The organism is Micromonospora sp. NPDC005257 (genome assembly GCF_042872445.1).
Lineage (GTDB): Bacteria > Actinomycetota > Actinomycetes > Mycobacteriales > Micromonosporaceae > Micromonospora.
The window spans coordinates 88,113-105,484 of sequence record NZ_JBIAKL010000007.1 but is presented as its reverse complement, the minus strand read 5'-3'; the positions used below and the strand labels follow the sequence as shown (position 1 = coordinate 105,484).

The window sequence follows — 17,372 nt, the reverse complement described above, 5'->3', positions numbered from 1 at the left end:
CCGCCTCGCGTCGTTCCCCGGCCCGCCCGCCCACCCGAATCCCGCGTCACGCCGTGGAGTGCGGCATCAACCGGCTCGAGCGCGACCGCGCCGTGGCCAGCCGCTTCGACAAGCTCGCCGTCCGGTACGAAGCCACCAGCCACTTCACCGCGATCCCCTGGTAGACGACTGCCGCGCCGGTCTCCTCTGGCAGCTGCCGCGTCAGCTCCCGGCCCTTCTCGTCCACGCCCGATACTGCTCGTCGATGGCGACCTGACCACCGCCGTACTCCCTGTGCATGTCCATCCACTCGGGCCACTCACGCAGCCCAATAGCGAGCTCTGCCGAGAGACTGGGCCCTTCCGGGCGAACCAGTCCCACGCCCGCACGGCCAGGACGGCGGATCACGTACCGGTGTCAGCTCCCGGGATCCTGCCCGGGCGGTCGATCTTGCGCTTTGTGCCCCGGCGAAAGGGAGAAATCCCCCGCGTCGAGGGCCGCAACTGCAAGATCGCGGGAGCGGGAGCGGGAATGGCAGAAGGACCTGGTGGGCCTCGGGGGCCTACCAGGTCCTTCCGTGTGGGTGGAGCGGGTTACTTCTTCGACACCTTGGTGACGTCGAAGGACTGGGTCACCGAGTCCTTCGGGTAACCCTCGACGCCGTCGCGGATCACCGCGAGGTTCGGCAGCAGGAACAGCCAGTCGCTGGCGGCCTCCTGCGAGATGAGCTTCGCGGCCTCGGCGAACTTCTTGTCCCGGGTCGCCGCGTCCAGAGCCGTGTCGGCCTCCTGCATGAGCTGGGTGACGGCCGGGTTCTTGTAGCGGTGGTAGTAGCCCGGCTCGCCGTAGCGGACCAGGTCACGGGGCTCGACGTGGGCGATGATCGACAGGTCGTAGTTGGCCTTGCCGAACACCTTGTCGAGCCACTGCGGCATCTCGACGTTGTTCTGGGTCACCTTGATGCCGACCTCGTTCAGCTGCGAGGCGACGAACTGCGCCGACGCGCGGGCGTAACCCGGCGGCGGAACGTCCATGGTCAGGGTGAGCCCGTTCGCGTGGCCGGCCTCGGCCAGCAGCTGCTTGGCCTTGGCGGGGTCGTGCGGGAAGTCGCCGGTGCGGTCCTCGTACCACGGGTCGCTCGGCGGCACCATGCTGCCGATCTTCGTCCCGTACCCGGACCAGACGGTCTTGATGAGCGCGTCGTGGTCGATCGCGTGGCGGATGGCCTGGCGCACCCGGGCGTCGGCCAGCGGGCCCTTGCCGTTGTTCATCGCCAGGACGACCTCACCGGTCGTCTTGCCCTCGACCACCTCGAACTGCTTGTTGCCCTTGAACACCTCGAGCAGCTGCGGCGCCTGGATGTTCGCCACGATGTCCAGCTGACCGGAGAGCATCGCGTTGTTCAGCGCGTTGGCGTCGGTGATGTACCGGAAGACGGCGGAGGCGACCTTCGCCTTGTCGCCCCAGTAGCCGTCGTGGCGCGCCAGCGTGATGCTGTCGCCGCGGTTCCACTTGTCGAACTTGAACGGGCCGGTGCCGTTCGGCTTGGTCCCCAGGTCGGTGGCGTTCTCCTTGAGCACCACGCCGACGCGGCCGGCGACGTCGAACAGCCAGCTCTGGCTCGGCCGGGACAGCGTCACGTCAACGGTGGTGGCGTCCGGCGCCTCGACGGTCTTCACGACGGTCATCTGCGACTTGAACGGGTTCGTCGAGCCCTCCGCGGTCACCCGCTTGAAGCTCCACGCCACGTCCTGCGCGGTGAGCTTCTGACCGTCGTGGAAGGTGACGCCCTCACGGAGCTTGAACGAGTACTTGGTGCCGTCGTCGGACACCTTCCACTCGCTGGCCAGCAGCGGCTCCACCTCACCGGTGTCCGCGTTCTGGCGCACCAGGCCCTCGTACACGTTGTAGAGCAGGACCTGCGGGATCGCGGCGCCGGCCTCGGCGGTCAGGTCGAGGCTCACCGGCTCCAGGTAGGCGCCGAGGGTGACAGTGCCGTTGCCGGAGCCACCCCCGGTGGTGGTCTCCGAGTCGTCGCCATCGCTACTGCACGCGGTCAGAGCCAGCGCCGTGGCGAGAAGCACGGCGGGCAGCGTTATCTTCAGCCGATTCATTCGTGTGTCCCATCGCGAAGAACGCCAAGGGCGCTCGTAGCCTGTGAGCCGGGACACTAGGAGCGTGGTACCCGATGCAAAAGGGCCAGTTCAGCGGGGTGGGCAGGTACCAATCGCCGCTCGGGGAGCCTGCGGTGGCCCGGTTTCGGGCGGCCCGGCGGCCACCGGCGCGGGAATACGCCGTGACACCGCGACGAATGGCTCTCAGCAGGTGAGACGCGGTTTTCGGTGGGCGCGCCAGGTCCGGCCGTGAGGTCCCCGAACGTTGCCCGCGACGCCGTACGGGAGGTGGCCGTTCGGCGCTGTCCACGTCCCCGTACGCCCGACCCGGTCCCGGCGTGGCGCCAGGCGAAAAAGGTGGCGGCGGGGTCCACCCCCGCCGCCACCTCGATCAGCCGATGACGCGCTACGCCGGCAGCGCCTCCGCCTGGTACGCGCCCTCGGCGATGACGGCGGCGACCGCGTCGCCGAAGTCCTCGGTCGACATGCCCATCTCCGGCCCGCGCATGGCGCCCAGACGTGGCAGCACCGCCTTCACCCCGTCCTCCAGGCTGCGCGCCGCCTCCGGGTGGCCCAGGTGCTCCAGCATGAGCGCGGCGCTGAGGATCGAGCCGGCGGGATTGGCCCAGCCCCGGCCGGCGATGTCCGGCGCGGAGCCGTGCACCGGCTCGAACATGCTCGGCGCCGACCCGGTCGGGTTGAGGTTGCCGCTGGCGGCCAGGCCGAGCCCGCCCTGCACGGCCGCGCCCAGGTCGGTGATGATGTCGCCGAACAGGTTGTCGGTGACCACGACGTCGAACCGCTCCGGCTGCGTCACCAGGTAGAGGCACATCGCGTCGACGTGCACGTAGTCCGTCGCGACGTCGGGGTACTCCGCCGCGACCTCCTCGAAGGTCCGCTGCCACAGGTCACCGGCGAACGTGAGGATGTTCGCCTTGTGCACCAGGGTGAGGTGCCTGCGCCGCCCCATCGCCGCGCGGAAACCGTGCCGGATGAGACGCTCGACCCCCTTGCGGGTGTTCACCGACTCCTGGGTGGCGATCTCGTCCGGCCCGCCCCGGTGGATGAAGCCGCCGGCCCCGACGTAGGCGCCCTCGGTGTTCTCCCGCAGGATCAGCAGGTCGCACTGCTCGGGGCGGAGTCCCGCGATGGGCGAGGGCACGCCGGGCAGCAGCTTGACCGGCCGCAGGTTCACGTACTGGTCGAAAGCGGTCCGCAGGTGGATGACCAGGCCGCGTTCGAGCACGCCGGGTGGCACCGACGGGTCGCCGACGGCGCCGAAGAGAATGGCGTCCGCCTTGGCCAGTTCCTGTTCCACGTCCGGCGGCACGACCTGGCCGGTTATCCGCCAGTAGTCCGCGCCGAGTTCGTAGTCTTCCCACACCAGGTCGAGCCCGAACCGTCGGGCCGCGGCGTCACACGCCTTGACCGCCTGGGCGGTGACCTCCGGTCCGATGCCGTCGCCGGGCACCAGCGCGATTCGCTGGGCGCTCATTAGTCCACCCCTGTCCGCGTGCAGGAGACCGTCACCTGCCATCGCCCGGCCAAGCGTGGCGGGAACGGGCCGTCGGCAACAGGTCCAGGTCTCCGGCTAGGCTGGTACCAGCGGGACGCGGATGGCGTGTGCAAGGCGTGCGACGACGGGACGAGGCGAGACCCCCGCGGGAGTGGGAGGTCGAGGTGGCGGACTTCCTGCTGCCGGTCAACCCGCAGAGCGCGGTTCCGCTCTACGAGCAGATCATCACCGGGCTCGAGGACGCGATCCTCGCCGGGCAGTACGACGACGGCCCGCTGCCGAGCACGCGCCGCCTGGCCGAGTCGCTCGGCGTCTCCCGGAACACCGTGCTGACCGCGTACGACCGGCTCATGGAGCAGGGCCTCATCGTGACGGTCCCGCGGCGCGGTCTCTACGTCTCCTCCGACGCGGTGGTGCGGATGCGGGCCGCGCGGCGGACCGCCCGCTCGCCGATGCGGCCGATCGACTGGGAGTCGCGGCTGCCGGAACCGCCCCCCACGCCGGTGCACCGGGATCCGGCCTGGGCGCGGGCGCCGTTCCCGTTCGTGGTCGGCCAGCCCGACCCCAGCATGTTCCCGATCGGCGCGTGGGAACGGGCGCAGCGGGAGGCGCTGCGGCAGGACGGCCTGTCCCGGGTCATCGGGGACGCCGGCCAGGCCGACGACCCGGAGCTGGTGCGTCAGCTCTGCGAGCACGTGCTGCCCGCGCGTGGCATCTCCGCCCATCCGGACCAGGTGATGATCACGCTGGGCTCGACGCACGCGCTGCACCTGCTGGCGAGCGTCCTGGTCCGGCCCGGGACCGTCGTGCTGGTCGAGGACCCGGGCTATCCCGACGCGCGGACGATCATGCAGATGGCCGGTGCCGACGTGGTGCCCGGCCGGGTCGACGAGGACGGCCTCGTCGTCGAGGACCTGCCGGCGGACCTGCACGGCGCCCAACTGGTGTACGTCACGCCGAGCCACCAGTACCCCACCGGCGCGACGATGTCGGCGTCCCGGCGTGAGGAGCTGCTGCGCCGGGCCGGCGCGGCGGACGCGGTGGTGATCGAGGACGACTACGACCCGGAGATGACGTTCCGGGGGATGCCCGCGGTGGCGGTGCGGGCGCTGGACGACGAGGACCGCGTCGTCTACCTCGGCAGCTTCAGCAAGCTGCTGGCGCCCGGGCTGCGGCTCGGCTACGTGGTGGCGTCCCCGGCGCTGGTGGACGCCATGCGGGCCCGCTCCCGCTACGTGCTGCGGCACCCGCCCGGCCCGATGCAACGCGCCCTGGCGCAGATGATCGCCAGCCGGGACCTGGCCCGCCACGTGCGCCGCGTGCGCGCCCACTACCAGGGCCTGTACGAGGAGATGGTGCGGGCGGTCGAGCGGCACGTGCGCTGGGGACCGCAGCCGGTGCCGCGCGGCGGGCTGGCCCGGTGGCTGATCGGCCCGCCGGGGCTGGACGCCGGGGAACTCGCCCGCGAGCTGCGCCGGCAGGGTGTCCTGCTCGACCCCGGGGCGCCGTACTGGGCCACCCGGCCCGCGCCGCGCCACCACCTGAGGCTGGGGTACCAGGTGATGCCGCTGGACCGCATCGACGAGGGGGTGCGGCGGGTCGCCGCGGCCGTAGAAGACCAGGTCCGGCCACGGCTGGTACCCCCACCGGCCCGGAAACTGGACGTTCCCCTCCGGTGTCGGAGTTCGTAACCTCCGACGCCATGACGTCGGACACCCATGCCTCACTCCGCGCCGGCCATCTCGTCGACGAGCAAGCCGTCGTGTCGCTCACCCAGGACCTGGTCCGCATCCCCTCGACCTGGGACGCGGAGCGCGGGCGGAGCGAGCAGCCCGTGGCGGAACTCGTCGCGGAGGTCATGCGGGGCTTCGGGTGGCGGCCGGAGGTCACCGAGGTCGTTCCCGGGCGCCCCAACGTCGTCGCGGTGGTGGACGGCGGCCTGCCCGGCCCGACGCTGATGTTCGAGGGGCACACCGACGTCGTCACCGAAGGCTCTCCCGAGGAGTGGACGGTCGACCCGTTCGGCGGCGACATCGTCGGCGGGCGCCTGTACGGTCGCGGCTCCGCCGACATGAAGGCCGGTGTCGCCGCGATGATCCACGCGACCCGGGCCGTCGAGCTGGCCGGGCCGTTCCCGGGCCGGATCGTGGTGGCGGCCCTGGTGGACGAGGAGGGCCAGATGCTCGGCGCGAAGCACTTCACCACCACCGCGCTCGCCCGCGAGGTGGACGCCGCGATCATCTGTGAGCCGGAGGCGGAGGAGATCTGCGCGGTCGCCAAGGGCGCGGTCCGGCTGCTCGTCACCTGCACCGGCAAGATGGCGCACGGCGCGATGCCGCAGCACGGCCGCAACCCCGTGCCCGCGGTCGCCGAGCTGGTCGCCGCGCTCGGCCGGTTCCAGAAGGAGCTGCAGGCCGACCCGGGTGAGCACGAGCACCTCGGCCCGACGTACCTGACCCCCACGGTCCTGGACGCCGGTTCCGCCGACCAGCTCAACGTCATCCCCGGCCGCGCCGTGCTCGGCGTGGACTGCCGGACCGTACCCGGTGTCGACCACGCGGCCCTGGCCGCGCGCGTCCGCTCCGACGCCGACGCCATCGGCGCCCGGCACGGCGTCACCTTCGCCGTCGAGGTCGTCGACGACCGGCCGTGCGCGGTCACCCCGGAGGACCACCCCGTCTCGCTCGCCGTCGCGGCGGCGCACCGCGCGGTCACCGGCGCCGAGCCGGCCTTCGGCGGTGTGCCCGGCGCGACCGACGGAACCATCCTGTGGCGCGACAGCGGCATCCCGAACGTGGTGTACGGCCCCGGCCCGAAGTGGATCGCCCACCAGCCCGACGAGTACGTCGAGGTCGACGACATCGTCCGCAAGACGAAGGTGTACGCCGAGGCGGCGCTGGCCTTCCTCACCGGGGCCACCGGCGCCCGGGCGGGAGCGGCGTCGTGACCGCGCAGGAGCTGCTGACCGCGCTGCCCGCCGGCCTGCCGATCGGCGCGGGGTGGGCCACCACCGCGCAGACCGCCCCGGTGCGGTTCCCGTACGACGGCAGCACCGTGACCCAGGCGCCGTGGGGCGGCCCCGCCGACGCGGAGGCGGCTGTCGCGGCCGCGAGTGAGGCCGCCGCGGAGATGGCCGGCCTGCCCGGCCACCGTCGGCGCGCGATCCTGACCACCGTCGCCGCCGAGGTCCGCGCCCGCGCCGACGCGCTCGCCGGGCTGCTGGTCCTGGAGACCGGCAAGCCGCTGGTCGACTGCCGGGTCGAGGTGGCCCGCACGCTGGTCACGCTGGAGACGGCCGCCGAGGAGGTCGGGCACCTGACCGGCGAGACGGTGGCGCTGGACATGCAACCGGCCGGCGAGGGCATGCTCGGCTTCTGGGTACGCCGCCCGGTCGGCGTCGTCGTCGGCATCACCGGGTTCAACTACCCGCTGCTGCTGGCCGCCCACAAGGTCGCGCCGTCGGTGGCGGCGGGCTGCCCGGTGATCGTCAAGCCGGCGCCGAACACGCCGCTGGCCACGCTGGTGCTGGTCGACCTGTTCCGCCGGGCGGGCTGCCCGGCCGCCGGGGTCCAGCTCGTCACCGGTGGCGTCGAGGTCGGCAAGCTCCTGACCACGCACCCCGGCGTCGCGGCCGTGTCGTTCACCGGGTCGGCGCACGTCGGCCACCAGATCGCCCGCGCCGCGGCTCCGCGCAAGGTGCTGCTGGAACTCGGGTCCAACGCGGCGCTCGTCGTCGGCCGCGACGCCGACCTCGACCGGGCCGCCGAGGCCGTCGTACGCGGCGGGTTCTACGCCTCCGGGCAGGCGTGCATCAGCGTGCAGCGGGTCATCGTCGAGGAGCCGGTCCGCGAGGCGCTGCTGGAACGCCTCCAGCCGCTGCTCGCGAACGTCACCACCGGTGATCCCCGGTCCGCCGGCACCCGCGTGTCCGCGCTGGTGGACGAGGCGTCCACCGAGCGGGTCCACTCGTGGGTGGACCGCGCGGTCGCCGCCGGGGCGCGCTGCCTGTCCGGCGGTACGGCGCAGGGCCGGGTGCTGCAGCCGACGGTGCTCGTCGACGTCCCCGAGGACGCCGAGTGCTGGGCGGAGGAGATCTTCGGCCCGGTGGTCTGCGTACGTTCGGTGCCGGACATGGACGCGGCGGTCGAGCTGGTCAACAGGTCGCGCTACGGGCTGCAGGCCGCTGTCTTCACCCGTGACCTGGCGGTCGCCCTCGACGTCGTGCGCCGCCTCGACGTGGGCGGGGTGCTGGTCAACGAGGTGCCCGGCTTCCGCGCCGACAACATGCCGTACGGCGGCGTCAAGGACTCCGGCATCGGCCGGGAGGGACCGCGCTTCGCCATGGAGGAGCTGACCGTGACCAAGATGGTGATGATCAGGCCATGATTCGGAGTGGGAGCACACACGCATGGTGATCTACTTCGTCCGGCGGCTGGCCATCCTCGCGGTCTCGCTGTTCGCCGCGTCCGTCCTCGTCTTCGCGATGCTGGCGCTGCTGCCGGGCGACCAGGCGCAGGCGATGCTCGGCGTCAACGCCACGCCGGAGGCGCTGGAGGCGCTGCGGGAGCAGTTCGGGACGAACCGGCCGTTCACCGAGCGGTACCTCGACTGGGCCGGCGGCCTGATCCGCGGTGACTTCGGCGTCTCACCGCTCAGCGGGGTGTCGGTGGGCTCGGAGATCGCCGACAAGCTCGGCGTCACGGTGCCGCTCATCCTCGCCGGGATGACGCTGGCGCTGCTCATCGCCGTGCCGCTGGGCATCCTGGCCGCGGTGAAGAGCCGCACCGCGATCGGCACGGCGCTGTCGGCGTTCAGCCAGGTCGGCATCGCCGTCCCCTCGTTCTGGCTGGGCATCCTGCTCATCACCGTGTTCGCGGTGAAACTCCAGTGGCTCCCGGCCGGTGGGTTCACCGGCTGGGACGACGTCGGCGACGCCGTCCAGGCCCTGCTGATGCCGGCCCTGGCCCTCGGTGTGGCCCAGGGCGCGATCCTGATGCGCTACGTTCGCTCCGCGGTGGTCGAGGTCATGCAGGAGGACTTCATCCAGACCGCGCGGGCCAAGGGTCTCAGCCGCTCGCAGGCGCTGACCCGGCACGCGCTGCGCAACGCCGCCATCCCGGTCATCACCGTCCTCGGCCTGCAACTCGCGACGCTGCTCATCGGCACCGTCGTGATCGAGAACGTCTTCGGCCTGCCCGGCCTCGGCCGGATGCTGTTGCAGGACGTCGGCAACCGCGACCTGCTGAAGGTGCAGGGCACGGTCATGGTGCTCACGGCCGCGGTGCTTCTGATCAACTTCCTGGTCGACGTGGTGTACCACGCGGTCGACCCCAGGCTGAGGAGCAAGGCATGACATCAGTCGCCGACGCCCCACCGGAGGCCACCGCCGACGTCGTCGCGTCCGGCCCTGGCAGGCCGCGCCGCCGCTGGAACCTCACGCTGGTGATCGGCGCCGCCCTGGTGGGCCTGGTCGTCCTCACCGCGCTGGTGTCGTTCCTCTGGACGCCGTACGACCCGACCCGGGTCGACCCGGCCAACACCCTGCTGGCCCCGGGCGGCGACTACTGGCTCGGCACCGACCACTTCGGGCGGGACATCGTCAGCCAGTTGCTCGTCGGCGCGCGGACCACGCTGTTCGTCGGTGTCGTCGCCGTCGCGATCGCCGCGGCGATCGGCGTACCGCTGGGTCTGCTCGCCGCCGGCGGAGGGCGCTGGCTCAGCGAGCCGGTCATGCGAGGGCTGGACATCGTCTTCGCGTTCCCGGCGATCCTGCTGGCGATCATCCTGGCGGCCGGCTTCGGCGCCTCCACGCTCACCGGCATGATCGCCATCGGCGTCGCAAACGTCCCGGTGTTCGGCCGCCTCACCCGCGCCGGCGCGATGCAGGTGCTGCAGAGCGACTTCGTGCTCGCCGCGCGCAGCTACGGCCGCCGGGGCGTGGTGCTCATGGTGCGGTACGTGCTGCCGAACATCGCGGCCCTGCTCATCGTGCAGGCGTCGGTGTCGTTCGCGCACGCGGTGCTCGCCGAGGCGGCGCTGTCCTACCTCGGGTACGGCACCCCGCCGCCGACCCCCACCTGGGGCCGGATGCTCCAGGAGGCGCAGAACTACTTCGTCGTGCAGCCGATGCTCGCCGTCTGGCCCGGTCTGGCCATCGCCCTGTCGGTGCTCGGTTTCAACCTCATGGGCGACGGGCTGCGCGACGCCCTCGACCCGCGGCTGAGAGGACGGTGACCGGGATGAGCGGGCTCGTGGTGGAGGACCTCGTCGTCGAGGTCCACGACATCCAGGCCGTCAAGGGCGTCTCGTTCGAGATCGGGCGGGGCCGCCGGATGGGGCTCATCGGCGAGTCCGGCTGCGGCAAGTCGCTGACCGCGCTCGCGCTGATGGGCCTGCTGCCGCACGGCGTGACGGCGTCCGGGCGGGTGCTGCTGAACGGCCGTAACCTGCTCGACCTGTCCGACAAGCAGATGTGCGCGGTCCGCGGCAACGACATCGCCATGGTGTTCCAGGAGCCGATGACGGCGCTGAACCCGCTGATGCGGGTCGGTAACCAGGTCGCCGAGTCGCTGCGGCTGCACAAGGGGATGAGCCGCGCGGCGGCCTCCGCCCGCGCCACCGAGCTGCTCGAACGGGTGCAGCTGCCCGAGCCCGACCGCACCGCGCGCAAGTACCCGCACCAGCTCTCCGGCGGTCAGCGGCAGCGCGTCGTGCTGGCCATCGCGCTGGCGTGCGACCCCGCCGTGCTGGTCGCCGACGAGCCCACCACGGCGCTGGACGTCACGGTGCAGGCGGAGATGCTGCGGCTGATGGACACGCTGGTGCGCGAGGAGGGCGCGTCGCTGCTGCTCATCACGCACGACCTGCCGGTCGTCGCCAGCATCTGCGAGGAACTGCTCGTCATGTACGGCGGCTCGATCGTCGAGCACGGCGACGTGGCCACCGTGTTCGACTCGCCCCGGCACCCGTACACGGCGGGCCTGCGGGCGTCGACGGTGCTGGAGAGCACCGACGGCAGCGGCCGGCTGTCGACCATCCCGGGCCGGGTTCCGTCGCTCGGGTCGTTCCCCACCGGCTGCGTGTACCGCAACCGCTGCCCGCGCGCCGACGACGTCTGCCGGACCGTGCCGCTGCTGACGGCGCCGCCCGGCAGCACCCAGCGGGCGGCCTGCCACCACCCGATCGAGAGCGACCAGCCCCTAGAAAGCGGGAAGGCCAGCGCATGACCACCACCCCGTTGCTGGAAGCCGTCGACCTGGTGCGCGAGTACCGCGCCCCGCGGCGGTCGCTGCGTACGCCGGGACAGCCGATCCGTGCGCTCGACGGCGTGAGCGTGCAGGTCCACGAAGGCGAGGCGTTCGGCATTGTGGGGGAGAGCGGCTCCGGCAAGTCCACGCTGTCGCGCATCCTCATGGCCCTCGACCAGCCGACGTCCGGCGCCGCGTTCTACCAGGGGCAGCGGATCAGCGGCCTGCCGGAGCGGCGGCTCCGGTCCCTGCGCCGCGACGTGCAGATGGTGTTGCAGGACCCGATGTCGTCGCTGAACCCGCGCATGCGCGTCGCGGACATCGTCGCGGAGCCGATGCGCGCGCTGCGCCTGCCCGGTGACCACCGGGCCCGCGTCGCCGAGCTGATGCACTCGGTGGGTCTGCCCGAGGAGGCGGTGACCCGCTACCCGCACCAGTTCTCCGGCGGCCAGCGGCAGCGCATCGCGATCGCCCGTGCCCTGGCGGCCGGTCCGAAGGTCATCGTGGGCGACGAGCCGGTCAGCGCGCTCGACGTCTCGGTGCGCGCGCAGATCCTCAACCTGCTCACCGAGCTGGCCGAGCAGTTCAAGCTGACCCTGATCCTGGTCTCGCACGACCTGTCCGTCGTCCGGTACCTGTGCGACCGGATCGCGGTGATGAACCAGGGCCGGATCGTCGAGACGGGTGACACCGAATCGATCTACTCCGAACCCCAGCACCCGTACACCCAGAGGCTGCTGTCCGCGGTGCCCACCCTGCGCGGCGACCTCCTGGACCGATTCAACAGGAGCAGCACATGAGGTTGGTTGACCGCGTCGCCGTCGTCACCGGAGGCGCCAGCGGCATCGGACTGGCCACCGTCGGCCGGCTCGTCGAGGAGGGCGCGCGCGTCGTCATCGCCGACCTCGACGGCGACCGGGCCGCCAAGGCGGCCGCCGAGTTCGGGTCCGCCGTGGCCGGTGTGGCCTGCGACGTCACCCGCGCCGAGGACTGCCGCGCCGCCGTGGAGACCGCCGTCGAGCGGTTCGGGCGGCTCGACCTCATGCACGCCAACGCCGGTACGCCGTTCACCGGTCCGGTCGACGAGGTCGACCAGGCGACGCTGGACCGCGTGGTGGACGTCAACCTCAAGGGGGCGTTCTGGACCGCGCAGGCCGCCGTGCCCGCGCTGATCGAAGCCGGTGGCGGCGCGATCGTGTTCACCGCGTCGCTCCAGGCCGTCATCGCCCGTCCCCGGTACGCGCCGTACACCGCCGCCAAGCACGGCGTCATCGGCCTGATGAAGGCGCTGGCGCTGGAACTCGCGCCGCACGGCATCCGGGTCAACGCGATCGCCCCGGCGGCGACCGAGACGCCGATGCTCTCGGCGTTCCTGGGCGGCATGGGCGACGTGCCGGACAGCGCGCGGGAGAACTTCCGGGCCTCGATCCCGCTGGGCCGCATGGCGACGCCGCGCGACTCCGCCGACGCGGTGGTGTTCCTCGCCGGCGACGAGGCGCGGATGATCACCGGCCACACGCTCGTCCTCGACGGCGGCACCACGGCCGGCTGACGCGTACGCGGGCCGCTCGTACGACGACGGCGCGTGGACGGGACCCGGGTCCCCGTCCACGCGCCGTTCGTCTGCCGGTCTCAGCGCAGGGCCAGGCCCCACAGCGGATCGGTGAGGAACCGCCCGACGTGGGCGAGCACCCGGCTGCCCAGTTCCCCGTCCACCAGCCGGTGGTCGAACGACAGCGACAACTGCGCGGTCCACCGGGGGACGACCTGCTCGTCGACCACCCACGGCGTCCGGCGCAGCGCGCCGAGGCAGAGGATGGCCGCCTCACCGGGGTTGAGGATCGGAGTGCCGGCGTCCACCCCGAACACACCGATGTTGGTGATGGTGATGGTGCCGCCGGCCAGGTCGGCGGGACGGGTGCGGCCCTCCCGCGCGGTGGTCGCCAGCTCGTTCAGGGCGACCGCGAGGCCCCGTACCGGCAGGTTCTGCGCCGCTTTGACGTTCGGCACGAGCAGCCCGCGCGGCGTCGCGGCGGCGATGCCCAGGTTGACGTCGGCGAACCGGACGATCTCCTGGTTCTCCTCGTCCCACCGGGCGTTGACGTCCGGATGCCGGCGTACCGCGTCCAGCAGGGCCAGCGACGCCACGAGCAGCGGACTGACCTTCACCCCCTGGAACGCCGGGTCCTGCTTCAGCCGGTCCACGAACTCCACGGTGCCGGTCATGTCGACGGTGAGGAACTCGGTGACGTGCGGTGCGGTGAACGCGCTGGCGACCATGGCCGCCGCGGTCGCCTTGCGGACCCCGCGCACGGGCAGGCGCTCGTCCCGCCGGTGGTCGGCCGCCGGTGCCGGGCCGGTTGTGTGGTCGAGCAGGTCCTGGCGGGTGATCCGGCCGTCGGGGCCGCTGCCGTGTACGTCCGCCAGCTCCACACCGAGATCCTTGGCGAGCTTGCGCAGCGGCGGCTTGGTGAGCACCGGCGGCCGGGACGTGTGCGCCGGGCGGGAGGTGTCGGCCGGACGGACGGACGGGGTGCGACGTGGCCGGCGCGTCCGGGCCTGCGTGGAGACCCCGTAGCCCACGAGCACCGCGGTGCGCTCCGCGGCCGGCTCGTCGGCGGGCGTTTCGCCGGCGGGCTCGTCGGTGGACGGGGCCGCCGGGCCGTCGCCCGCCACCCGGATCGCGATGATCGGCGAGCCGACCTCGACTGTCTGCCCCTCCTCGGCGAGGAGGCGGTCCACCACACCGGCGTACGGGCTGGGAAGCTCGACCACCGCCTTGGCGGTCTCGATGTCCACGATGACGTCGTTGAGGCGTACCGGGTCGCCCGGTGCGACCCGCCAGGTGACGATCTCGGCCTCGGTGAGCCCTTCGCCGACGTCGGGCAGGCGGAACTGCTGAACGTTCATCGGTACCTCTCCCTTCACGCGGCCAGGACGCGGTCGACGGCGTCGAGGATCCGGTCCAGGTCGGGCAGGTACTCCTCCTCGACCTTGGCCGGCGGGTACGGCAGGTTGAAGCCGCCGACCCGCTCGACCGGCGCCTCCAGCGAGTAGAAGCACCGGCTCGTCACCTGCGCGACGACCTCGGCGCCGAACCCGGCGAACGTGGGGGCCTCGTGGACCACCACCGCCCGGCCGGTGCGGCGGACCGACTCCTCGATGGTCAGCACGTCCAGCGGAGAGATGGACCGCAGGTCGATCACCTCGATGTCGCGGCCCTCCTGTGCTGCCGCCTCGGCGGCGGCGACGCAGGTGGCGACGGTGCCCCCGTACGTCAGCAGCGTCACGTCGGTGCCCGGCCGCACGGTCCGGGCGCGGTCCAGCGGCAGCGGCGGCCCGGCCTCCTCGGGCGTCACCTCGCCCTTGACCCAGTAGCGGCGCTTCGGCTCGTAGAAGATGACCGGGTCGTCGCCGGCGACGGCCTGGCGGATCATCCAGTGCGCGTCGTCCGGGCCGGCGCAGTAGACGACCCGCAGCCCGGCGGTGTGCGCGAAGTACGCCTCGTTCGACTCGCTGTGGTGCTCCACCGCGCCGATCCCGCCGCCCACCGGGATACGCACCACCACCGGCAGGGCGGTACGGCCGCCGGTGCGGGCGCGCATCTTGGCGAGCTGGGAGACGATCTGGTTGAACGCCGGGTAGACGAAGCCGTCGAACTGGATCTCGCAGACCGGGCGGTACCCGCGTAGCGCCAACCCGATGGCGGTGCCGATGATCCCGGACTCGGCGAGCGTGGTGTCCACCACCCGGGCTTCGCCGAAGTCCTTCTGGAGGCCGTCGGTGATCCGGAAGACGCCGCCGAGCCGGCCGACGTCCTCGCCCATCAGGAGGACCTTGTCGTCGTCCTCCATGGCGCGGCGCAGGCCGCTGTTCAGTGCCTGAGACAGGGTGATCATGAAACGAGTTCTCCGATCGGGGCGGGCGTCAGTCGAGGAAGGAGGCGCGGTAGGCGACGAAGGCGTCGCGCTCCTCCCGCAGCAGCTGGGGCACGTCGGCCAGCACCGTGGCGAAGGCGTCCGCGAGGTCCGGCGCCTCCAGCGCCAGGCACTCCCGGCGGGTACGGTCGGCCATCTCGTCCGCCTCGGCCTGGATCTCGCCGAGGAATGCCTCGTCGCTCCAGCCCTCGGCGCGCATCAGCGCCTCGACCCGGGCCAGCGGATCCCGCGCCCGCCAGGCCTCCAGCTCGTCGTCGGTGCGGTAGCGGGTCGGGTCGTCCGACGTGCTGTGCCCGCCCATCCGGTACGTGGTGGCCTCGACGATCGCGGGGCCGTTGCCGGACCGGGCGTGCTCGGTCACCGCGGACGTCACCGCGTACACCGCCAGCACGTCGTTGCCGTCGACCCACTCGCTGCGCAGGCCGAACCCGGCGCCGCGCCGGTGGATCGGCGTACGGCTCTGCGCCGACGTGGGCGTGGAGATGGCCCACTGGTTGTTCTGGCAGAAGAACACCATCGGCGCGTCGTTGACGGCGGCGATGTTCATCGCCTCGCTCGCGTCGCCCTCGCTGGCCGCGCCGTCACCGAAGTACGTCACGACCACCGCGTCGCTGCCGTCGCGCTGCACGCCGAGCGCGTACCCGGTGGCGTGCAGCAGTTGAGCGGCCAGGACCAGCGTGTAGATGTGGAACGAGTACGGCTCCGGATCCCAGCCGCTGTGCGCGACGCCGCGCCACTGGCGCAGCAGGTCGGCCGGGCCGATGCCGCGCCACAGCGCCGCGGCGTGCTCCCGGTAGCTGGGGAAGACGTAGTCGTCGGCGCGTACCGCCGCGACGGAACCGACCTGGGCGGCCTCCTGGCCGCGGCACTGCAACCACAGGCCCAGCTCGCCCTGCCGCTGCAACGCGAACGCCTCGTCGTCGAGGCGCCGCGCGAGCCGCATCCCCCGGTAGAGGTCACGGGTGAGCCGGCCGAGGGCGTCGCGGTCGGCGTCCACGTCCGGGTGCAGGCGCCCGTCCGGGGTGACGAGCTGCGTGCAGCCCTCGGCTGTGCGCGGAAGGCCGGTGACGCCGGTGAAGGGGTTGGTGACCGGTGGGTCGGCGAGATCTACGGTAGTCATTCGTCACCTTCTGGGTGCTGGGTCTCCGCGTCACCGGGGTCGCCGGCCGTCTCGCGGATCTCGGATACGGGACCGCCCGCCGGGGTGGACCCGGCGGGCGGTGGTGGGCATTGCCTCAGACCGTGTGGCGGTCGGCGAGTGTCAGCGCCTCGTCGAGGATCGACAGGCCCGCCTTTGCCTCCGTCTCCGACACGGTGCACGGCGGCACCACGTGGATCCGGTTGAAGTTCGCGAACGCGACCAGGCCGTTGCGCTTGCAGGCGGCCAGCACCTCGTTCATCTCCGGCGACGACGACCCGTACGGCGCCAGCGGCTCCTTCGTCTCGCGGTCGCGTACCAGTTCCAGTGCCCAGAACACGCCGAGCCCGCGTACGTCACCGACGCTCGGGTGCCGTTCGGCGAGTTCGCGCAGCCCTGGGCCCAGCACGTCGGCGCCGATAGTGGCGGCGTTCTCGACGATCCGCTCGTCCCGCATCACGTTGATGGTCGCGACGGCGGCGGCGGTGGCCAGCGGGTGACCGGAGTAGGTCAGGCCGCCGGGGTAGGCGCGGGTGGCGAACGTCTCGGCGACGTGCTCGGCGATCACCACACCGCCGAGCGGGACGTAACCGGAGTTCACGCCCTTGGCGAAGGTGATCAGGTCGGGTGCCACGCCGTAGTGGTCGAGCGCGAACCAGGCGCCGGTACGCCCGAAGCCCGCCATCACCTCGTCGGCGATGTAGAGGATGCCGTGCCTGTCGCACAGCTCCCGTACGCCCGCGAGGAAGCCCGGCGGCGGCGGCATGATGCCGGCGGTGCCCGGCACCGTCTCCAGCACGATCGCGGCGATGGTGGACGGGCCCTCCATCTCCACGACGCGTTCGAGGTGGCGCAGCGCGAGCGCGCACTCCTCCTCCTCGGTGGTGGCGCCGAACTCCGACCGGTACAGGAACGGACCGAAGAAGTGCACCACCCCGGCGGTGCCGTTGTCGCTGGGCCAGCGACGCGGGTCGCCGGTGAGGTTCACCGCGGTCTGGGTGCCACCGTGGTAGCTGCGGTACTGCGACAGCACCTTCGGCCGGCCGGTGTGCAGCCGGGCCATCCGGACGGCGTGCTCGATCGCGTCCGCGCCGCCGTTCGTGAAGAACACCTTGGACAGGCCCGCCGGGGTCAGCTCGGTGATCAGCCGGGCCGCCTCGCCGCGGACGTCGTTGGCGTAGGACGGCGCGATCGTGCAGAGGCGGGCCGCCTGCTCCTGGATCGCCGCGACCACCACGGGGTGCTGGTGGCCGATGTTGGTGTTGACGAGCTGGGACGAGAAGTCCAGGTAGCGGTTCCCGTCGCCGTCCCAGAAGTACGAGCCCTCGGCCCGCTCGACCACCATCGGGTCGAGCAGCGACTGGGCGGACCAGGAGTGGAAGACGTGCGCGCGGTCGAGCTCGTAGGTGCGTGCGCTGGTGCTCATCGGCGTTCTCTCTT

At 72.3% G+C, this 17,372-nt stretch carries 15 protein-coding genes; 8 read left to right on the top strand and 7 right to left on the bottom strand.

Features of this window, described 5'->3' with window-relative positions; all coding sequences use genetic code 11:
- Nucleotides 1-46: 46 nt before the first annotated feature.
- The 3 genes from ACFYO8_RS16605 to ACFYO8_RS16595 all read right to left on the bottom strand — a co-directional run bounded on the left by ACFYO8_RS16605 (nucleotide 47) and on the right by ACFYO8_RS16595 (nucleotide 3,588).
- Entirely contained in the window at nucleotides 47-226 is a 180-nt protein-coding gene (locus tag ACFYO8_RS16605; protein ID WP_387188177.1) for a hypothetical protein, read from the bottom strand.
- Between the two features lie 346 nt (nucleotides 227-572).
- Nucleotides 573-2,093, bottom strand: coding sequence for an ABC transporter substrate-binding protein (locus ACFYO8_RS16600; protein WP_354871163.1), 1,521 nt, complete (start codon nucleotides 2,091-2,093; stop codon nucleotides 573-575).
- A gap of 406 nt (nucleotides 2,094-2,499) precedes the next feature.
- Nucleotides 2,500-3,588, bottom strand: coding sequence for a 3-isopropylmalate dehydrogenase (locus ACFYO8_RS16595; protein ID WP_354871161.1), 1,089 nt, complete (start codon nucleotides 3,586-3,588; stop codon nucleotides 2,500-2,502).
- Between the two features lie 185 nt (nucleotides 3,589-3,773).
- On the opposite strand from ACFYO8_RS16595, the gene ACFYO8_RS16590 reads away from it, so the two are divergent.
- From ACFYO8_RS16590 to ACFYO8_RS16555, 8 genes are read left to right on the top strand one after another with little or no spacing between them, the layout of a single operon-like run.
- Entirely contained in the window at nucleotides 3,774-5,300 is a 1,527-nt protein-coding gene (locus tag ACFYO8_RS16590) for a PLP-dependent aminotransferase family protein (protein ID WP_354871158.1), read from the top strand.
- Nucleotides 5,301-5,311: 11 nt separating this feature from the next.
- Complete coding sequence (locus ACFYO8_RS16585) at nucleotides 5,312-6,556, top strand: M20 family metallopeptidase (protein WP_354871155.1); 1,245 nt, start codon at nucleotides 5,312-5,314, stop codon at nucleotides 6,554-6,556.
- Nucleotides 6,553-7,995 (top strand): aldehyde dehydrogenase family protein, encoded by a 1,443-nt coding sequence (locus tag ACFYO8_RS16580; RefSeq protein ID WP_354871152.1) that lies wholly within the window; start codon nucleotides 6,553-6,555, stop codon nucleotides 7,993-7,995. The genes ACFYO8_RS16585 and ACFYO8_RS16580 overlap by 4 nt, the downstream gene beginning before the upstream one ends.
- A 22-nt stretch (nucleotides 7,996-8,017) precedes the next feature.
- Complete coding sequence (locus tag ACFYO8_RS16575) at nucleotides 8,018-8,962, top strand: ABC transporter permease (protein ID WP_354871150.1); 945 nt, start codon at nucleotides 8,018-8,020, stop codon at nucleotides 8,960-8,962.
- Complete coding sequence (locus tag ACFYO8_RS16570) at nucleotides 8,959-9,843, top strand: ABC transporter permease (protein WP_354871147.1); 885 nt, start codon at nucleotides 8,959-8,961, stop codon at nucleotides 9,841-9,843. Before ACFYO8_RS16575 ends, ACFYO8_RS16570 begins: the two co-directional genes overlap by 4 nt.
- Before the next feature lie 5 nt (nucleotides 9,844-9,848).
- Nucleotides 9,849-10,835, top strand: coding sequence for an ABC transporter ATP-binding protein (locus ACFYO8_RS16565; RefSeq protein ID WP_354871144.1), 987 nt, complete (start codon nucleotides 9,849-9,851; stop codon nucleotides 10,833-10,835).
- A complete protein-coding gene (locus ACFYO8_RS16560; RefSeq protein ID WP_354871141.1) occupies nucleotides 10,832-11,656 on the top strand; it encodes an ATP-binding cassette domain-containing protein in 825 nt (274 codons plus the stop codon). Before ACFYO8_RS16565 ends, ACFYO8_RS16560 begins: the two co-directional genes overlap by 4 nt.
- Nucleotides 11,653-12,408 (top strand): SDR family oxidoreductase, encoded by a 756-nt coding sequence (locus tag ACFYO8_RS16555; RefSeq protein ID WP_354871138.1) that lies wholly within the window; start codon nucleotides 11,653-11,655, stop codon nucleotides 12,406-12,408. The genes ACFYO8_RS16560 and ACFYO8_RS16555 overlap by 4 nt, the downstream gene beginning before the upstream one ends.
- Before the next feature lie 80 nt (nucleotides 12,409-12,488).
- On the opposite strand, the gene ACFYO8_RS16550 is transcribed toward ACFYO8_RS16555, so the two are convergent.
- From ACFYO8_RS16550 to ACFYO8_RS16535, 4 genes are all read right to left on the bottom strand, one after another.
- Nucleotides 12,489-13,766, bottom strand: coding sequence for a dihydrolipoamide acetyltransferase family protein (locus ACFYO8_RS16550; protein ID WP_354871136.1), 1,278 nt, complete (start codon nucleotides 13,764-13,766; stop codon nucleotides 12,489-12,491).
- A gap of 14 nt (nucleotides 13,767-13,780) precedes the next feature.
- Complete coding sequence (locus tag ACFYO8_RS16545) at nucleotides 13,781-14,755, bottom strand: alpha-ketoacid dehydrogenase subunit beta (RefSeq protein WP_355047575.1); 975 nt, start codon at nucleotides 14,753-14,755, stop codon at nucleotides 13,781-13,783.
- Between the two features lie 28 nt (nucleotides 14,756-14,783).
- Complete coding sequence (locus ACFYO8_RS16540) at nucleotides 14,784-15,914, bottom strand: thiamine pyrophosphate-dependent enzyme (RefSeq protein ID WP_354871132.1); 1,131 nt, start codon at nucleotides 15,912-15,914, stop codon at nucleotides 14,784-14,786.
- Between the two features lie 115 nt (nucleotides 15,915-16,029).
- Nucleotides 16,030-17,358, bottom strand: coding sequence for an aspartate aminotransferase family protein (locus ACFYO8_RS16535; RefSeq protein ID WP_354871129.1), 1,329 nt, complete (start codon nucleotides 17,356-17,358; stop codon nucleotides 16,030-16,032).
- Nucleotides 17,359-17,372: the final 14 nt, after the last annotated feature.

Excerpts from the sequence above, each read along its gene's own strand:
- ACFYO8_RS16600 (WP_354871163.1), bottom strand. The coding sequence starts at position 2,093 with ATGAATCGGCTGAAGATAACGCTGCCCGCCGTGCTTCTCGCCACGGCG.
- ACFYO8_RS16595 (WP_354871161.1), bottom strand. The coding sequence starts at position 3,588 with ATGAGCGCCCAGCGAATCGCGCTGGTGCCCGGCGACGGCATCGGACCG.
- ACFYO8_RS16585 (WP_354871155.1), top strand. The coding sequence starts at position 5,312 with ATGACGTCGGACACCCATGCCTCACTCCGCGCCGGCCATCTCGTCGAC.
- ACFYO8_RS16575 (WP_354871150.1), top strand. The coding sequence starts at position 8,018 with ATGGTGATCTACTTCGTCCGGCGGCTGGCCATCCTCGCGGTCTCGCTG.
- ACFYO8_RS16570 (WP_354871147.1), top strand. The coding sequence starts at position 8,959 with ATGACATCAGTCGCCGACGCCCCACCGGAGGCCACCGCCGACGTCGTC.
- ACFYO8_RS16565 (WP_354871144.1), top strand. The coding sequence starts at position 9,849 with ATGAGCGGGCTCGTGGTGGAGGACCTCGTCGTCGAGGTCCACGACATC.
- ACFYO8_RS16560 (WP_354871141.1), top strand. The coding sequence starts at position 10,832 with ATGACCACCACCCCGTTGCTGGAAGCCGTCGACCTGGTGCGCGAGTAC.
- ACFYO8_RS16555 (WP_354871138.1), top strand. The coding sequence starts at position 11,653 with ATGAGGTTGGTTGACCGCGTCGCCGTCGTCACCGGAGGCGCCAGCGGC.
- ACFYO8_RS16550 (WP_354871136.1), bottom strand. The coding sequence starts at position 13,766 with ATGAACGTTCAGCAGTTCCGCCTGCCCGACGTCGGCGAAGGGCTCACC.
- ACFYO8_RS16545 (WP_355047575.1), bottom strand. The coding sequence starts at position 14,755 with ATGATCACCCTGTCTCAGGCACTGAACAGCGGCCTGCGCCGCGCCATG.
- ACFYO8_RS16540 (WP_354871132.1), bottom strand. The coding sequence starts at position 15,914 with ATGACTACCGTAGATCTCGCCGACCCACCGGTCACCAACCCCTTCACC.
- ACFYO8_RS16535 (WP_354871129.1), bottom strand. The coding sequence starts at position 17,358 with ATGAGCACCAGCGCACGCACCTACGAGCTCGACCGCGCGCACGTCTTC.